The following is a 16,216-nucleotide window of genomic DNA, read 5'->3' as shown; positions in this document are numbered from 1 at the left end:
GTAGTGGGAAGTTTGAGCAATGGAAGATTATCAGCTAACGATGACGCATGATCCGACTCGACTCCCCCCTACTTGTTGTCGCCCTGTTCAGTATAACACCTTTGTCTGGAGCGCAGGCCGCCTCCCCTTGGCATCTCGCATTGGCACATGATCGAGACGGCAATATACAGGCAGGGAACCACGAGTCATTGATTTCTGGAATCCGCAGTGGCTGTCAGGTTCGTGTGGCTTGGGGTACAAAACGTGCGGCCGATCCCAGCCGGACCATTGAACATAGTGCCACGCCGGTCTGGATATCCATCCGAAACGGTAAAGAGGTCGAGGTCCAACTTTCGGACTTTGTTATCAATCTGGCTGTGCTTGGCGAGCCGGCCGCCGATCATCCTCGCCGCGAACGCTTTGGAGGAACGGATAAAGCGGTCAACTGGCGCGCCAATCTGAAGACAGACGGCAGCTTCGATGCCGTTTGGTACGACATGGCCACAGGTAAATTTATTACTCGTGTCCCTCAGCGCCATCAGATGAAGTGGTTTACTGATTGCAAACCAGACTCTTCGGAACCGCTATTCCCAAGCGCAAACTAACCCAACCATTCCTTGGGCAATTGAACGCCATCGCGCTCATTGTCCCAAATCATCGCCATGATCCACCAACGGCCAGAACGATTGGGCGCATCATTCCATAAATGCACCATGTTCACCCCGCGAAACTGGATTTCCGGATGATCCGGCGTCTCGCGTGCTTCATAGGTCGAATAGACATGGGCAATCTGTCCGAAAACATCCGTCTTGCGGCCAATTTCTATCTCGTAAAAGGAACGACCTTCTAGCAACGGGACGGTCGCTTCGACAAATTCATCATAGGTGAAGGGAAAGATAACCGGCTTACCATCAACGATACGTGTGCGATTGATGAGCGCCCGTGGATGATAAATTTCGCGATCTCGCTCCCAATCCTGACTGCCGGGTGGCCCTGAGATACAGTCATATAGCGTTTCCATGACTTCATCGATGGTGGCATATTTGGTCATGAATAAGATCCCGGGAAGCAATTTTCTTCCATTTAGCCTAAAGAAAAATTTGAGCTACATCAGGCGGAAAATCGGGAATGCTATCGTTTCATCGTATATAAGCAACGCTTTGTCGTTGACGATGTAACATTATCTCATTAATCCTAATCCTCCCCCAATGAGGAGAGGAAGAAAAAATGCGTAAGATTTTTACCAGAGTTTCGATTATTTCCCTGACATTTTCGTTGATGCTTTCTGGCTGCGGACAGGCACCGGCAGATGATGAGGTGGCCGCCCGAGATAGCGACGCCGCTGCTGCATCCGAGGTCGTATCAAATACAGTTGCAGTGCGAGAATCAGAACAATCTACACGAGAAGAAATCGCGCCTATCATACGTCCCGATATTGTGCCTCAACGGCCCGTTGCAACACCCAATGCGATGCCTGAACCTCTTCGTTCCAAGGATCCGGTAGGTCGCGCATCCATGCCAGAATTTACTTATACATATGATTATAAGTTCGAGGTGCCCGATACCGATCTTGGCCGAGTCCAAGATGCCCATGTCGCAGCCTGTGATGCAATGGGCGCGCAGCAGTGTCGCCTTGCAAATTTCCGGCAGGAAATGAACGGTATAGCTGGCGCCGTCGCTTCGCTGGAACTATATGTTGCCACAGACAAAGTGCGGATATTGGCGGATCAAATGACCGGCATTACCCGCGACTTTGGCGGAGAACGGGTCGAGGCCAATATTATCGGCACAGACACAACCCGCCAGCTTGAACAAGCCGAATTGCAAGTGAAGAACACTCTTGCCGAAAAAGAACGGCTGCAAGCGATCATCGATGATCGCCGCTCAACCCGTGCAGAAAAACGAGCTGCGGCTCAACAGCTGGCCACGCTGGCGCCGCGCATCAATGCTAACCAGCAGAGATTGGACAATGTTGCCAGCCAGCTCGGTTACACAAAGCTCAGCATTAGTTATGTCGGCCTTTCGACCTTCGGACCATGGTTGCCTTATTTGCTCGCCTTGCTGATGCTCGCTGTGATTGGTGTTGGCGTTTATCGTTCGCAACGCAACAAAATGCGGTTCGATCCAGTGCCCGCATAATTGTTCAAGTTACCCGGCCGCTTGGCAATCGTGGCTGGCGGTCGGGTTAATTGATCTCTATCATCTCGTCCCGACTGGGAGAAAATTATCATGACAAGAAGTTTGTTCATTACCGCAGCTATTCTCAGCCTGGCCGCCTGCGCCGATGGGTCGCAAAATATGGCGTCCTATGATATGGTCGAAACGGATATCGCTGGCGTTGAGGCGGAGGCTCCCGCTTTGATGTCGCGCAAACAAACAGCGGACGGCAATAGCACTGCGACAGAAATACCGATCAGCCAACCTCAAATTGCCTATAGCTATGACTACGGATTCCGACTCCCTTCATCCGAAATTCCAACAGCCCAACAACAGCATGTCACCCTATGCAACCAGATGCCCGCCAATGGTTGCCGCGTTCTCAACATGTCGAATAGCGGCAGCGAAGGGGATTACGCCACAGGCCGCCTGCACCTCGAAGTTGCAGCACCCAAGGCCCGCGCATTTGGTGAACAATTGGCCGAGGCTGTGGATCAAAGCGGTGGCAGTCAGATCGCAGCCTCCATCACCGGCGAAGATCTCTCCAAGAAAATTGTCGATACCGAGGCGCGCCTGCGCAGCCGGGTATTGCTATCCCAACGCCTCACCGAATTGCTCCGAACCCGCAAAGGCACCGTTGCTGAACTGGTCGAAGCGGAACGCGCCGTTACGACCGTAAATGAAGAAATTGACCAAGCCCGCAGCTGGCTTAAAGAAATGCGCGGCCGTGTCGCCTATAGTACAGTCATGGTGAACTATCAGTCGGGCGTGCCGGGTTCCGGCGGCTTTACCCGTCCGATCCGCGAAGCCTTTGGCGGCATTGCTTCCACTTTGGGATATTCTGTTGGCGCAGCAATTACCTTTATCGCTGTTACGCTGCCCTGGATATTGCTGCTGGCTCTCGCAATTTATCTGCGCCGCCGGTTCAAAAGCGCAGATCGCAGCTTCTGGGGGCGAAAAATCGAGCCTTCCGCACCAACAGAGGATTGATTGCACCACCTCATGGTTTGGCTTATAGAGAGAAATCATTGCCCCGATTGGTCCGGATCCGTTTGATTCGCACAATCGGGGCTTGGTTTTTGATGCTTCTTCCTGTGAGTAGGAACCCAATATGTCCCGTCGTCGCCAAATCTATGAAGGCAAGGCCAAAATCCTTTATGAAGGACCAGAGCCTGGCACGATCATTCAATATTTCAAGGATGATGCGACCGCTTTTAACGCAGAGAAAAAGGGTACGATCAACGGCAAGGGCGTGATCAACAACCGCGTGAGCGAGCATATTTTCACGCTGCTCGGCCATATCGGCATACCTAGCCATTTCATCCGCCGCCTCAACATGCGCGAGCAATTGGTAAAACAGGTTGAGATTGTTCCGATCGAAGTTATCGTCCGCAACGTTGCCGCTGGCTCGTTGAGCAAACGCCTCGGCATTGAAGAAGGCACACCCCTTCCCCATACGCTGCTCGAATATTGCTACAAAGATGATGCGCTGGGTGACCCGCTGGTCGCGGAGGAACATATTGCCTGTTTTGGCTGGGCAACGCAGGAAGAAATGCAGGATATTTCGGCCATGGCGATCCGTATTAACGATTTCATGGCGGGGATGTTCGCCGGAATCGGAATAAAATTGGTAGATTTCAAACTCGAATTCGGCCGGCTTTTTGACGGTGATTTCTCGCGTATCATCTTGGCTGATGAAATCAGCCCGGATGGCTGCCGTTTATGGGATATTGAGACTAACGAAAAGCTCGACAAAGACCGTTTCCGCCGTGATCTCGGAGGAGAAGCCGAAGCATATCAGGAAGTTGCGCGGCGCATGGGTCTTTTCCCGGAAGGCGGCCTTAGCGAGGTGCTCGACCTGGATAGTGAACGGAAAAAGCGCGGAAAGTAACCATAGTTTTTCGGGCTGTTGTTAAACGATAGGATGCATTTAGTCCCCCAGAGGGCGTGCAGTTCACCCATAAATTGCGCTGTTGGTTTACGCGAATTTAACCATTAGACTGATAGCACCGCCCTCATGTGGAACTCATGTGAGGAATTTGTCCGATGCGTCTTTTGATCTTGTTAGCCAGTACAACAATGCTTGCCGCATGCGGCGGTGCCGGCCCCCAATCTGCGGGTAGTGCAGCGCCACCAACTGGATCAGGTGGAGGCGGTGCCGGAGATGGCAGCGGCGAAACCCATACATTTGTCAATCCGACCGAACAAAAGACCTATACCGCAATCGGAAGTACGCACAGTTATCAATATCAGGTCGTTAATGCTGGCAGTGCCGGCGCGCGTCAAGGTTCACAGCTTTATCAAGGCGACGCGAAAACAGTCCGCAATTCCAACCTAACCGTTGATTATAATCCGCGCGACGCCATTTTTGATGTCAGCTTTACTAACGGTCTCGCCGGAACAAGTGGTGCCAGCCGATTCCAAGACCCGCTGCATCGCACAGATTTTGGCGGTGCTTTTGAACCGCAGTTTGGAACACCCGATTTGGAATCAGCCGCTTTTGGTCTTCAGGGAATCAACTATCTCGAGTCCGGCGGTTCAGATAATCTAACACGTCGCCCGGGCGGTGAATTTATCTACGATCTTATCGATACCGGAGCACCGGGTAGCCGCGATGTCACCACTTTCTTTTACCAGACGCCTGGGACAGAAACGCAATATGTTACTTTCGGAGGTTATCTACGTAATCGAGCCGGCGTTGTGCAGTCCGAAATAGACAACGCAGATGGCAGCACCAGCACCATCGTGACGCAAACCAACACCTTCGAACGCGGCGCCTTTGCTTTTGGCGAACTGGCGGCAAATGATGACATTCCAACGTCTGGAACCGGATCGTTTGAAGGAACAATGCTGGCTACAATGGTATTCAACAATCTCCCTGACTCTGCCGGTAATGCGGACACCTATTTCCAATGGATAGCAGGGAGAGCAAATACCTCTATTGATTTTGGCGCGAACACTTTCGCCCTTTCGCTTGACGGTATTGTTGACGCTCCTCTGTTCGATGGTACCAGCCGCGCCCATAGCGTTTTGGCAAATGCGCAGTTCCGCGCCAATGGTGCTGGTCAAATCGACTTAGTAGCAGCAGGTGGTTTTTTCGGTCAGTTTAACGAAGCATGGGTTGTCAATCCCGGTGGCGGACGTCTGGATATTAATATTGCCGGATCCAGTATCGACGGTGCTTTCTATGGTCCCAATGGCGAAGAAATTGGTGGCGGATACCGTATCGTCGGTGGAACACCGGATGAGCGGATTGATATATTGGGCACCTTTGTCGGCAGAGGCAACTAGAGGTCAACCATGTTCGTACAGGCTGCTACAAAACGAGCGCTTCTTTTGGGAGGCGGTCTCGCCGCTTCTCTTTGCGCTGTTCCGGCAGCTGCTGAGGAAGCGATAGGCGAAGACGCGGCGGTTGAGACCGCAGCAGATAATATCGTTCCGGCATCTACGCCTAAATGTGATGCGAACGGTACATGTCGTTTCCAGATCACACCGGCCCAGATGATGGCCAAAGCCGAAGCTTTGATCCACGCCAAGCAATATGATCGCGCTCTTCCCCTCGTCGAAGCATTGGGACAAGTCCCCGATCTGAAAATGCAACAGCAGTTTCTGGCCGGCTATATAGCTGTTGAAACCGGTGATCTGAAAAAGGCAATCAAGACATTTCGTTCCATTCTTGACGAAAATCCTGGACAAACCCGCGTTCGACTAGAGCTTGCCCGTACCTACTTAATGAGCGGGAAAGAAGCGAGCGCTGACTATCATTTCCGTCTGGCACAAAATGACGATAATCTGCCGGACGAAATTTCCCGGACTATTCGCAACACCCGCAGCATCCTGAGAGACCAGCGCGTTTGGCGGTTCAGTTTTGATTTTGGCTTCGCTCCCGATACCAATATTAACGGTGCGACCAACGCAGAGACGATTGATGTCAATTTTGGTGCGATTTTTCCTGTGCTCGGCGATGCGCAAGGCGAACTGGAACTGGACGAAGATGCGCGGCAAAAATCCGGTATCGGACAAATTGCCGGTTTCTCAGGCGGTGTTCGGTTAAAAGCCAGCAATAAACTGGCGTTCCTTTTTGATGCCGATAGCAAAATTATCAATTACCAAGGCAAAGCCGCCGATGATATTGTCGGTCAAATCGCTGTGGGTCCGGAACTCCGCATAGCGCGTTATGCCAGCGTTTCCGTGCAAGCTGTTGGTCAGCAACGCTGGTTTGGCGGCAAATTGGCAACACGCGAATATGGCGCTCGCGTAGGTTTTCAGGCAGCCCTAAGTCAAGGACAACGCGTTGGCATCGAATTGGATGGTCGCCGGACAGACTCTAAGTTAAGCGACAGCTTTAGCGGTTGGCAGCTGGGTGCCAATACAACTTATGAGCATCTCATCGGCAAATCGCTCATCGCATCCGCCAGCTTGTTTGCGCGACGCGATCTGCTCAATTCTGATGCCTTTTCTAGCATCAACTATGGTGTCAATCTGGGCATTGGTGGCGAATTACCCTTCGGTTTGAATGCCGGCATTTCTGGCAGTATCAGCCGGTCCACATTTGATGAAGCGATAGAGCTATATTCGACCGAGAAGCGCAAGGACTGGCGGAGTTTCGGTCGCGCTTATATTGGCAGCCGCCAAGTTAAGTTTCTCGGCTTCTCGCCATCTGTCGACTATAATTATTCGCGCGTGGACAGCAATTACGAACTGTATCAGATGAACCGGCACCGGGTAAATTTCAAGCTCGCCAAATTTTTCTAACTTCAGCGGGTTAGTGGTGATGATTCAATCCATCATCTGACAACCACCTCTTGCTCCTCGTGGCGACAGCGCTATAGGAAAGAGCGCACCATGTCGGCCACTGGAAAAGCGAGATCCATGAAGATAAGAATATTTGTGACCCTGAAAAACGGTGTCCTCGACCCTCAGGGAAAAGCCATTCATCATGCTTTGGAAAGTCTTGACTTTAAAGGCGTGAATGACGTGCGCGCAGGCAAGCTCATCGAGCTCGATGTTGATGATGGAACAAGCAATAGCGATATCGAGAAAATGTGCGAAAAACTATTAGCGAATACCGTGATCGAGAATTTTGAAATTGAAAGAATGACCGATCAAGCGACGGAAGAAGCCTGACCGATGAAATCCGCTGTTCTTGTTTTTCCCGGTTCTAACTGCGATCGCGATATGGCGGTGGCATTGGAAACCGTCACTGGCAATAAACCATATATGGTCTGGCACGGCGATAGCGTGCTGCCCGATGGTCTCGATATTATCGCTATTCCAGGTGGATTTTCCTATGGTGATTATCTCAGATCCGGCGCCATGGCATCGCGCTCGGCCATTATAGATGCTGTGGTGCAGGCCTCTGATAGCGGGATCAAAATCCTTGGTGTATGCAATGGCTTCCAGATTTTGACAGAAATCGGATTGCTGCCCGGTGCTTTGATGCGCAACGAAAATATCGAGTTTATCTGCAAAGATGCTGCCTTAACCGTAGAAAAAGCGGGTTCTCCTTTCACCTCGGGCTATGACAAAGGCGAGGCGATCAACATTCCCGTTGCCCATCATGATGGTAATTATTTTGCCGATGATGCGAGTTTGGACAAGCTGGAAGATGATGACCAAATTGCATTTCGATATGCTGAGAAAATAAATGGGTCAGCACGCGATATCGCCGGTATATTCAATGCGCAAGGCAATGTCCTCGGCATGATGCCTCATCCCGAACGCGCGATCGATAGCAAGCATGGCGGGACCGATGGTTTGCGATTGTTTCAGAGCCTCTTGGGCTAATCCGGCCGCTATTTTACCGGCGGCCATTGGGTTTGCGAAGAGAGTATATCAACGCACGCATCCAACTCTCTGAACGCCGCCGCAGATGGCCCCGGATCCCTTTTGTTAAGGCGAAGCTTCGACAAACCGCTTCCAAGTAGCACATGGCGGAGCGTTGCTTGTAACAAGTTGACCCGGAAGCGGAAAAAGGTCTGGCGCTCATTCCGGCTTTTGATCTGCTCGCTCAACCGGATGATGAGGAGCAAGCGATCAATGACCAGCTCATTATAGCGTGGATGGGGTCCGCGATGGAGCGGGCGGCCGGTCTCCAAGGCCAATTGCTCGTCTGACGGCAGCAAGACCCCGTTTCTGTCAAAATCATTAAAGTCAAAGCCGCCCACAATCTCGGTATTCAATGGAATGGAAACGTCCGGCAGCGTCCCCACTTGCAGAGGTATCAGATGATGCCGTTGATAATGCGGGTTGTAATCTTCCGCGTTCTTCCGATTGATCTTTGAAAAACGGGTCATGACCTTCTTGGCCATGAAGGATGATTTGGGCCTCGCGGTCAAGTATCAATGGATATCCCCGAAAGGCCAAATGAGCATACTGATATGGCTTTTGGGTAGTGAGGCCTGCAGTCCCGCAAAGCCTGCAAGCCGCACAAACAAAAAGGGCCGGTCCGAAGACCAGCCCTTTTCATTAAATCGAGATTGAAAGTTATTAGTTTCCTGAACCAGGACCGTACATAACTTCAACACGCCGGTTTTGTGGCTCGCGAACACCGTCTGCGGTTTCAACGCGAGGACGCGATTCACCGAAGGCTTCGCTGGAGATCGCTCCGCCGCCGATGCCGCGTGATTCGAGATATGCACGAACCGAAGCGTTACGACGTTGGGACAAACCAACGTTATAGCTAGCTGAACCAGATTTATCAGCGTGACCCGCCAACATAACCTGAGCCGAACCACAATCACCATATGCTGTAACCGCATTGTCCAGAACTGTAGCAGCTTCTGGTGTGATGTCTGACTGATCCCAGTCAAAGAACACGATATACGGTCCAGGCGCACATACTGCAGCCGGTGGTGGCGGCGGTGGTGGCGGTGGAGGTGGTGGAGGCGGTGGAGGTGGAGGCGGTGGAGGTGCATCCGGTTCTCCGCCAAAGTTGTAGATCAAGCTACCCAAAATCGAATGCGTACGCAAACGGGTGCTTACATCATTGCCAACTTGATCAACGAGGTCGATCTTGTCAGCATTGAAGAAACGATATTTCAGGCCAACGTCCCAGCTATCGCTCAGTGGCGCGCGGATACCCGCAATAGCCTGCCAAGCAAAACCAGTGTCCGAATCATCAAGATAAGGACCAGCGAAAATATTGGTAACCTCGGTACGGGCTACACCAACACCGCCGCCGACAAAGCCTTGAATGCCGTCATCATCGCCAAAGTCGAGCAAACCGTTGAGCATGAAGCTCAGCGCATTAACTTCGCCGTTAATTGGAGTAGTACCAGCAAAGGTTCCGGTTCCGTTGGGATTGGATGGAATTCCTGGTGCGCCGACTTGCAGACGATCAGCCGCTGCTGATTTGTAAGCAACTTCTGTTTCCAAACGGAAACCGCCGAAGTCATAACCGACAATACCGTCGAAATCGTAACCAGCATCGTGGTCAACTTCTGACGCATTACTATTTGCACCGATATCGGATGTAACATCTTCAACCAGCATCGCGCCGCCTTCTACGCCCACATACCATTGGCCATCACGGGCCAGGGCAGGTGAAGCGAGCGCCGTGGAGGCAAGCGCCAATCCTATGGCAAGCTTCCGCATTTATATTCCCCTTCTCATTTAGGTTCTGAATTCACGGCGCTTTGTAACCTGTCGCCAAAGCCAGTGCAAGCCGACAAATCGCGTAACTGTTGCGAAAATGTCGCCATTTTCGTGATTTAACCGAAAAAATGCCCTCTAAGGTGCTGCAAACAGGGTAAATTGTTAGCCAGAATGAGAATCATCTCAGGGAATTTGAGGTAAAATCGCGGTTATTCTTAAGGCGTTCAATATCGAATCAATCGTCGATCGAGCCTCTATATCGACAATGGCACCTCCCGCTGGCACATCAATCGCTGGGATAAGCCGCCAGTTGCCATCATGATATAATGCTGATTGCTTGCTCTCGATCACCATAATCTTCATTGTTTCCTGCGGTTTAATGAAATGCCATCCACCATCTGACCAACCTGCAATCTGATTGTCCTTACCGCTCCATTCGGCAACAGCTGCAGGACCGATGAGCCAGCATTGGCCAGCCGCTGGCGATAAATCTTGCGGGTCATCTGCGACAGCTTGAACCACCGGATGAATTAAGAAATCAAGTAATAAAAGCGCGTCATTGTGAAATAGCTCTTTATGCGCCTGTCCGGCAGCCAGTAAGGGCAGTGAAAAACGTGGAGTTTCAAATATTGTCATTTGCTTTCCTTTGATTAGATATCATCAGGCCGGAAAAAGGCATCTATATTTCCACGACAAACGATAGGGCGTCCGAAATATTGTGGCGGCCAACCTGCCGCACCTCGATGGCCAGCTTCGTTGCCCCAGAGTCCCGATAGTCCTGCACCTGATCTGCCGAAATAGTGGCTGATGGCAGCACCGTCTCGAGAGCTACATTTGGCCCGATATTGATACGATAAAGCTCGGTTTCCTCGGCCAGTGGTATCTCGATATTATCCGGCCATGTTAGTCCGGCACGCGAACGCCGGGTCCAGCCAATTTCAAGGTCTCCTTGCGCGTTGAAGTCATAGCGTGGATGAACCGGAGACCAGGGTTTGAGGGCGCGACCCGGTGCTTCAATCAAACGCAATACCGGCTCATCATCTCCCCTCCCCACCGCTGACAATTGGAAGGACTGAAAAGGCGTATAGAAACGCGCATCAATCTCGGTCAGGCCGGAGCCATCGAGCAATATGAAATCTTCGGCGGCGATATGGCGGTCCATTTCTTGCTCCGTGCCGCCCAGACCGCGCAAAATATGGGAGAGCAGGTAACGGCTATCGCCAATTGGCTCGGCAAAACCAAATTGAATGAGTTCTGCACCAATGGCGGCTATATTATGTCCGGCCTGCAGCTGCGCCCTGTCTGCGTCATTCAGGATCATCTTGCGGTTGTGCATCTGCACCAACAGCTTGTTCTTCCGATCAATAATATGCCGCCCGCTGGGTCCAAGAGCTTCCGATGTTGTTCCCATGACAGCTGGCACCGCAATCTGTCCGATAAAATCATTGCCAGTCCCAACAGGACCTGCCGCAAATAACTGCGCACTGCGCCAGCCGATATTACCAGTAGCAGCGGCATAGAGTCTTGAACTCTCGGACACTTGCGTCGGCGCATTAAGCGCAAAGGGCAGATCAACCAATGCGAGACGCGTAGGGCCCGCCAGCACATCGAGTTCCTTCACCGGACGACCATTATCCGTTGGCCTGTCGGCAACCGCCAATATACTGGTCGCTTTCGACAGGCCCAGAGCAATGCTCATATGGTTCTGTTCCCAATTCCGAACCAGCCAGATGTCATCGCTATTATCGATCCGAATGAAATCCCCAGGTGCAACAGGCTGTCCCGTCCGGGCAATATGTACCTGCGCCGTGACGCGTTCCTGATAGAGAGACCATAGCTTTTCCTGAGCGATTTGTTTCGCCTGCGCGGCGGACATGGCAGCCGGAAAATCGCGATCAAGCACCACTCTGCTCAATCCGGGGCGAAACGCATTTTGCAAGCCCGACTGATAGTCCCGCGCTGGTTCATAATAGCGTAGTGCAAATTTCCGTGGTAATTTGGTCTCGGGCAAGATTTGCGTTTCGGCGCGGTCAACAGGCCGGCCATTCCGACTGGACAATATTTGATCACCCATAGCAAAGACTACATCATTTGTAGCCAACTCACGGGATTTCACATCTATTTTTCCGGACGATACAGATTGGAATGACAGCGAAAAATTATCACTGATCGCGTCCAAAACTTCGCGGCGATTTTGCCCCGCAGCGGTAAATCCCTGAAGCGTCTCATCCGCAGATGTTCCGATTGCATGTCCAGAGATATCATCGACAATGGTGCCGAGGCTTACCGTCCCGTCGTCAGCGATAATTTCGAAGGTCAATGACGGGATGCGATTGCCATAATCCGTCAAATCCATATCCTCAAACACCGCTAGGGCGAGTCCGCGATAGGCTGGCGTTCCTGCCGCCGCCTCAGCACTGGCGATAAGGCCATCAGCAGCTTGATCTTCACGGCCCTTGTAAAACCGAAATCCCGTTTCGGTTTTGAAATCCTCAGCCCTGCCACGAAAGATTTTCCCGTCCGCCCATATCCTGCCAATATTTTCAATATTTCGGCTCGACAGCGCAACAGCAAAGCTGACGGAATAGCTGTAGGTTGTGCTGCTCGGGCGTCGCTTGCCGCCGCCGCGCGTCTCTCTCGTTTCCTTGAGATCGGTGGCCCAGATCACAGTCCCGGCAACTCGCATTTTACCGAAGATCCGGGGTATTTGCGAACCATAGCTTGAGGTTTGCACCGCCAGTTCCTGCAAGCGCGGACCTTCTACGCCTTTTGGTTTGAACAGGATATTCTGATCTACTTGCTGCCCAAGCAGCCCGCCCAGTGCGCCGCCAATCGGCCCGCCCAGAGCCGTGCCCACGGCGGTCAAAACCAAGGTCGCCATCTAGCTCTCCCCTATTCTAAAGATTTTTTCGATCGGCCATTGCGCCGAGCCGGGCGTGAAAACCACTTGACCCAGCCCGGCATGAGCATGGACAAAACCGCCCTCGGTTTTCACCATCAAATGCCATTGAATCGGGCTAGGCTTTACCAGCACGATATCGCCCTCTTTTGGTGCTTCATCGGGCGCAAGGGCTGCAAATCCAGCGAGCGTCATCACGTCTTCGATCTGCTCGGCGGACCCGCCACGGATGGAATAGCCGGTGGGAATATCGCAGGTCATATCAGCTGCATCGAGGCATTGGGCCGCCAATCCAATGCAGTCCAGTCCATGATCCGGGCTGCGACCATGCAGCCGGAAATCGGCGCCGCATAGTTGCAGCGCCATTTCGGCAATCATGGCGGAACGGTCTGTTTGCGATTCATTGGATGTCATTAGTCATGCTCCCGGATAGCGCGTGAGCAGGTCATTGCCCGGCAAATAGGGCTCCCCGCGAAAATTGATGCTGTTTTGAAAGCGGTCCCTGCAGGTCGCGAAATTCTTGTCACAGCCAGCAGTCAGAAGGACTCGGTCTCCGACAAACACAGGCTGCGCGGGCTGATCAGCGAGGCGGATCGCATTGCCCTCACCGTTGATGATCGCGAAACTCAGGCCGCAATTTTCACCGCTTAACCAACGCAATTCGCCATAAATATAGTCCGCGGCCCTGCCTTGCAGATCGGCAAATTTTAACTCACCCCCAGTGACCTGTGTCAATGTTATCTCTGTCTGATGCGTCACGAGACTGGCCTTGCACTGCCGATCACCCAATCGCGCGCGGCAGGTAGGAGAGGTCAGCGGCGCAATCGCTTCATCAAGGAACGAAGTCGCACCCAGCATTTCCACGCGGAACGCGGCACCGGAGCGAGTGATTTCACCAAATTCTCCGCTGATCAAATGAAGCGGCTCCTCCTCCCGGCTTTCCCAATTGATCAGCGATATATGTAGGCGCGCACCATTCCATCGGCCTGCAATCAGGTCGGCTTCGGCAATGGCCCCACTGGTCATCACACCTTCTATATCGACGCTGTCCATCTCCAGATTGTCGGACAAAGCGATGGTCGATGGGACCATACCCGGCGCGGCGCGATAGAGGAGATTGTCGATGACCAGATCACGGTCATGCGACACGAAACCCAAAGCGACACCATCGACCCGCTCCAGCCGCCACGCATAGCAACTGGTTGTCAGTGGGAGATCAAGCCAAGCCAAGTTCATGGCGTTTCCCGCACTTCAATCAGGCGTACCTCTAATATGTCACCGGCCAGAAATGTACTGGCACTGACGTCGAGCCGGTCCTCCGCAAATCGAACCGGAACATCAAATAGGAAGCCGGCTTCTATCTTGGCATCGGGAGGCGGCGGACTATCAAAAGTTATCTGTCCAAATGCGCCCAATGACCAATTGCTGGCCAGAGCACCATTTATCGCAACAAGGATAGATGATGACACTGGTCGCGTGATCAGTCGTTGCTGTCTCTCGCCCTCTTCTTCGCCATAGCTTTTGGCCAACTGAAACCGGGTCTGCTCACCATTGCCAATGCCAATGGACTGATCCGTAGGGGTCGGCGTTTCAACCATGTTGTTGCTGCTGTGATCATAGGGGTCGGCGAAACGAAACGCCTTGGCTGCGCCGCGTCTGGCACGGAAGAAAGAGATTAGCGTCCGCAACTCTTCTTCCGACCGCACGCCCGGGCCAGCATCAAATTCCAGCCGCGCATCAGCCCAGTCGCTATTGCGCTTTTCATGACCGGAAAGCGTGGTCACAACATCGGTTGAAAAACGCGGCGAAACAGTCGCGCCGCGACCGATTGCAATCGGGAACTGCACGTCATCAAAGGCGTTCATATCATCCTCCTGTTCCTGAAAATAAGTAAAGCCATCTCGCGCCACCTGGGGCAGCGCCCAGATGAAGATATCTGGCGTCCCGCGAGCCTGTGCCGCTGCAACGGCATCGACTATATTGGCCCAGATAAAACTGCCATCAGCGGTGAGGACAAAGCCGGAAAAATATTGCTGCTGCGCCATGGGATAGCCGAGCCGCTCGGTGGCCAGATCAATGCCGCGCTGGGTCGCGGACTGATCGCCCGCAATGACCCAGTCATAATCTTCAAGCTGCAAGATATCGAAGGCGGGGCTGGCCCAACCAACCGGCAGGTTTGCACGCTTCGCTTCGGGAGCAGCTTCATCCAATATGGTCGGCAGATAGGCGAGTAAAAATGTCTTAACCGGCGCGCCCAGCGCCTCGTCCTTAACAGCAGTGACGAGATCCGCTGTCGACTGCGCGAGCATCTCTCCAGCCTGATCCAACATCGCTTTTTGCGCTGCTGTTTTCGGTCCACGGATATCGGGGATGCTGACCAGCGCATCGCCAAATGCCGCCTTGGCTGCGGGGTCATAGAGGCAAATCCGGCCATCGTCCGGCATCACCCACCACCACGGTTCACCGACCTGAAACTGGATCGCTGCCCCGGCATCGCGCGCAGTCGCAGTAAAGGCTCGCGCGACAGCTTGCAGGTAGCGCATCGCCGGTTGCCGTGCCGGGGACAACAAGGTCGACGGCGGCACCCAACCGGTTAGAGCTGGATCGCCATTTTCCGCACGCTGTTTCCAATTGTTCCAGCAATGGGCATCGAACAGCTCGTAAGACAGCGAGAAAATAACGGTGAAATCCATCGCCTCAGCCCGCGTGACAAAGTCGCGGTGCCAAGCCGTGCAAGGCTGGTTGATAGCCGCAAATTCTTCACCCGACTGCGGTGCCGACAGGCTGACATAGAGCCCTGCCCCGTTGGTTTCGAGCCGGAAATAATGGCTCATCCCGACATAATGGTTGATCGCCCCGCGATAGCCGAGCGCGCGGACCGAGCGCAGCAGGCGTTCCGGTGTCTGGTTGAAACTGTCGTCATAGCCGGTCGCCATCGACAGGCCGTTTTCGGGTACCATGATATCGCCAATTTCCAGCACCGCTCCTGCCCCATCGGCCGCGATAGCGCTCATTTCGACCCAGCCGATTTGGGGTGTGGGATAGCGTGTGGCCGTGCCATCATAATCCGGCGGAATGATCGAGATAAACAGCCGGTCGATATCTTCGGGATGGACCGGGTCGGCCTCTCCCGGCAGCAAGAAACCGCCATCCAGACTGGAAAATTCCAGCTTGATATAGGCATCGGTTGGCGTGCCGGTGGCATAGTTCCACAACCGGACATACCAAGCTTTCGGATTGCCCGTCGCATCCCGACCCTCAATCGTCAAGGTGGGTCCATTGACCTGGTCGAGCGGCATGATCCCCGACGAGCGCCAGCGGAAATTCAGGCTCAGTCGCGCATAATCATGACTTGTCTCATAAGCGAGCAACGGATGGTCGAGCGTATCTTCGCTGTCCCAGATCAGTCCGGCCAGATCATCCGAATTATAAAAGACCGCATCCACCCGCAGCGCATCGGGCGCGGTCGTCACCACCGATGCCATCATCGGGCGCGGAAAGTTGACCGTCCAGAAACGCGGGTCAAAGCGTTGAATGAAATTTGTCTGTTGAGCGGTGCGTTCTTTCGCGAGCCAGAAACCCATT

At 53.1% G+C, this 16,216-nt stretch carries 16 protein-coding genes; 8 read left to right on the top strand and 8 right to left on the bottom strand.

Annotation, left to right across the window (positions count from 1 at the left end):
* Positions 1 to 47: 47 nt before the first annotated feature.
* Entirely contained in the window at positions 48 to 584 is a 537-nt protein-coding gene (locus ABJM21_RS00925) for a hypothetical protein (RefSeq protein WP_348302444.1), read from the top strand.
* On the opposite strand, the gene ABJM21_RS00920 is transcribed toward ABJM21_RS00925, so the two are convergent.
* Entirely contained in the window at positions 581 to 1,030 is a 450-nt protein-coding gene (locus ABJM21_RS00920) for a hypothetical protein (RefSeq protein WP_348302445.1), read from the bottom strand. The two genes, ABJM21_RS00925 and ABJM21_RS00920, sit on opposite strands and share 4 nt — an antisense overlap.
* 176 nt (positions 1,031 to 1,206) lie before the next feature.
* Here ABJM21_RS00920 and ABJM21_RS00915 point away from each other — a divergent pair, with 176 nt between their 5' ends.
* The 7 genes from ABJM21_RS00915 to purQ all read left to right on the top strand — a co-directional run bounded on the left by ABJM21_RS00915 (position 1,207) and on the right by purQ (position 7,923).
* Positions 1,207 to 2,118, top strand: a complete 912-nt coding sequence (locus ABJM21_RS00915) for a DUF4349 domain-containing protein (protein ID WP_348302446.1) — start codon at positions 1,207 to 1,209, stop codon at positions 2,116 to 2,118.
* 90 nt (positions 2,119 to 2,208) lie between these two features.
* A complete protein-coding gene (locus ABJM21_RS00910) occupies positions 2,209 to 3,126 on the top strand; it encodes a DUF4349 domain-containing protein (RefSeq protein ID WP_348302447.1) in 918 nt (305 codons plus the stop codon).
* A gap of 121 nt (positions 3,127 to 3,247) precedes the next feature.
* Positions 3,248 to 4,027, top strand: a complete 780-nt coding sequence (gene purC / locus ABJM21_RS00905; protein WP_348302448.1) for a phosphoribosylaminoimidazolesuccinocarboxamide synthase — start codon at positions 3,248 to 3,250, stop codon at positions 4,025 to 4,027.
* Positions 4,028 to 4,182: 155 nt separating this feature from the next.
* Positions 4,183 to 5,427, top strand: coding sequence for a hypothetical protein (locus ABJM21_RS00900; RefSeq protein WP_348302449.1), 1,245 nt, complete (start codon positions 4,183 to 4,185; stop codon positions 5,425 to 5,427).
* A 9-nt stretch (positions 5,428 to 5,436) separates the two neighbouring features.
* The gene (locus tag ABJM21_RS00895) at positions 5,437 to 6,891 is read left to right on the top strand and encodes a surface lipoprotein assembly modifier (protein WP_348302450.1); all 1,455 of its coding nucleotides are present in this window, start codon (positions 5,437 to 5,439) and stop codon (positions 6,889 to 6,891) included.
* Positions 6,892 to 7,008: 117 nt separating this feature from the next.
* A complete protein-coding gene (gene purS / locus ABJM21_RS00890) occupies positions 7,009 to 7,263 on the top strand; it encodes a phosphoribosylformylglycinamidine synthase subunit PurS (RefSeq protein ID WP_348302451.1) in 255 nt (84 codons plus the stop codon).
* A 3-nt stretch (positions 7,264 to 7,266) separates the two neighbouring features.
* Positions 7,267 to 7,923 carry a phosphoribosylformylglycinamidine synthase subunit PurQ gene (gene purQ, locus ABJM21_RS00885; protein WP_348302452.1) on the top strand — a complete coding sequence of 219 codons (657 nt, stop codon included), beginning with the start codon at positions 7,267 to 7,269 and terminating at the stop codon, positions 7,921 to 7,923.
* An 8-nt stretch (positions 7,924 to 7,931) separates the two neighbouring features.
* Here the strand turns inward: purQ and ABJM21_RS00880 are convergent, their stop codons facing one another.
* From ABJM21_RS00880 to ABJM21_RS00850, 7 genes are all read right to left on the bottom strand, one after another.
* Positions 7,932 to 8,432, bottom strand: coding sequence for an AHH domain-containing protein (locus ABJM21_RS00880; protein WP_348302453.1), 501 nt, complete (start codon positions 8,430 to 8,432; stop codon positions 7,932 to 7,934).
* 193 nt (positions 8,433 to 8,625) lie between these two features.
* Positions 8,626 to 9,732 carry an OmpA family protein gene (locus ABJM21_RS00875; RefSeq protein ID WP_348302454.1) on the bottom strand — a complete coding sequence of 369 codons (1,107 nt, stop codon included), beginning with the start codon at positions 9,730 to 9,732 and terminating at the stop codon, positions 8,626 to 8,628.
* A 183-nt stretch (positions 9,733 to 9,915) separates the two neighbouring features.
* Positions 9,916 to 10,368 (bottom strand): DUF2793 domain-containing protein, encoded by a 453-nt coding sequence (locus ABJM21_RS00870; RefSeq protein WP_348302455.1) that lies wholly within the window; start codon positions 10,366 to 10,368, stop codon positions 9,916 to 9,918.
* 43 nt (positions 10,369 to 10,411) lie between these two features.
* Positions 10,412 to 12,613, bottom strand: coding sequence for a phage tail protein (locus ABJM21_RS00865; RefSeq protein ID WP_348302456.1), 2,202 nt, complete (start codon positions 12,611 to 12,613; stop codon positions 10,412 to 10,414).
* The gene (locus ABJM21_RS00860; protein ID WP_348302457.1) at positions 12,614 to 13,045 is read right to left on the bottom strand and encodes a peptidoglycan endopeptidase; all 432 of its coding nucleotides are present in this window, start codon (positions 13,043 to 13,045) and stop codon (positions 12,614 to 12,616) included. It abuts the gene before it with no gap.
* Positions 13,046 to 13,048: 3 nt separating this feature from the next.
* Entirely contained in the window at positions 13,049 to 13,867 is an 819-nt protein-coding gene (locus tag ABJM21_RS00855) for a DUF2163 domain-containing protein (RefSeq protein WP_348302458.1), read from the bottom strand.
* Complete coding sequence (locus ABJM21_RS00850; RefSeq protein ID WP_348302459.1) at positions 13,864 to 16,215, bottom strand: DUF2460 domain-containing protein; 2,352 nt, start codon at positions 16,213 to 16,215, stop codon at positions 13,864 to 13,866. The genes ABJM21_RS00855 and ABJM21_RS00850 overlap by 4 nt, the downstream gene beginning before the upstream one ends.
* Position 16,216: the final 1 nt, after the last annotated feature.

The organism is Parasphingorhabdus sp. (assembly GCF_039977335.1).
Taxonomy (GTDB): domain Bacteria; phylum Pseudomonadota; class Alphaproteobacteria; order Sphingomonadales; family Sphingomonadaceae; genus Parasphingorhabdus.
This window is presented reverse-complemented; position numbering and strand designations above follow the sequence as displayed.

Coding starts and splice junctions, on each gene's coding strand:
- ABJM21_RS00925 (WP_348302444.1), top strand. CDS start 48: ATGATCCGACTCGACTCCCCCCTACTTGTTGTCGCCCTGTTCAGTATA.
- ABJM21_RS00920 (WP_348302445.1), bottom strand. CDS start 1,030: ATGACCAAATATGCCACCATCGATGAAGTCATGGAAACGCTATATGAC.
- ABJM21_RS00915 (WP_348302446.1), top strand. CDS start 1,207: ATGCGTAAGATTTTTACCAGAGTTTCGATTATTTCCCTGACATTTTCG.
- ABJM21_RS00910 (WP_348302447.1), top strand. CDS start 2,209: ATGACAAGAAGTTTGTTCATTACCGCAGCTATTCTCAGCCTGGCCGCC.
- purC (WP_348302448.1), top strand. CDS start 3,248: ATGTCCCGTCGTCGCCAAATCTATGAAGGCAAGGCCAAAATCCTTTAT.
- ABJM21_RS00900 (WP_348302449.1), top strand. CDS start 4,183: ATGCGTCTTTTGATCTTGTTAGCCAGTACAACAATGCTTGCCGCATGC.
- ABJM21_RS00895 (WP_348302450.1), top strand. CDS start 5,437: ATGTTCGTACAGGCTGCTACAAAACGAGCGCTTCTTTTGGGAGGCGGT.
- purS (WP_348302451.1), top strand. CDS start 7,009: ATGAAGATAAGAATATTTGTGACCCTGAAAAACGGTGTCCTCGACCCT.
- purQ (WP_348302452.1), top strand. CDS start 7,267: ATGAAATCCGCTGTTCTTGTTTTTCCCGGTTCTAACTGCGATCGCGAT.
- ABJM21_RS00880 (WP_348302453.1), bottom strand. CDS start 8,432: ATGACCCGTTTTTCAAAGATCAATCGGAAGAACGCGGAAGATTACAAC.
- ABJM21_RS00875 (WP_348302454.1), bottom strand. CDS start 9,732: ATGCGGAAGCTTGCCATAGGATTGGCGCTTGCCTCCACGGCGCTCGCT.
- ABJM21_RS00870 (WP_348302455.1), bottom strand. CDS start 10,368: ATGACAATATTTGAAACTCCACGTTTTTCACTGCCCTTACTGGCTGCC.
- ABJM21_RS00865 (WP_348302456.1), bottom strand. CDS start 12,613: ATGGCGACCTTGGTTTTGACCGCCGTGGGCACGGCTCTGGGCGGGCCG.
- ABJM21_RS00860 (WP_348302457.1), bottom strand. CDS start 13,045: ATGACATCCAATGAATCGCAAACAGACCGTTCCGCCATGATTGCCGAA.
- ABJM21_RS00855 (WP_348302458.1), bottom strand. CDS start 13,867: ATGAACTTGGCTTGGCTTGATCTCCCACTGACAACCAGTTGCTATGCG.
- ABJM21_RS00850 (WP_348302459.1), bottom strand. CDS start 16,215: ATGGGTTTCTGGCTCGCGAAAGAACGCACCGCTCAACAGACAAATTTC.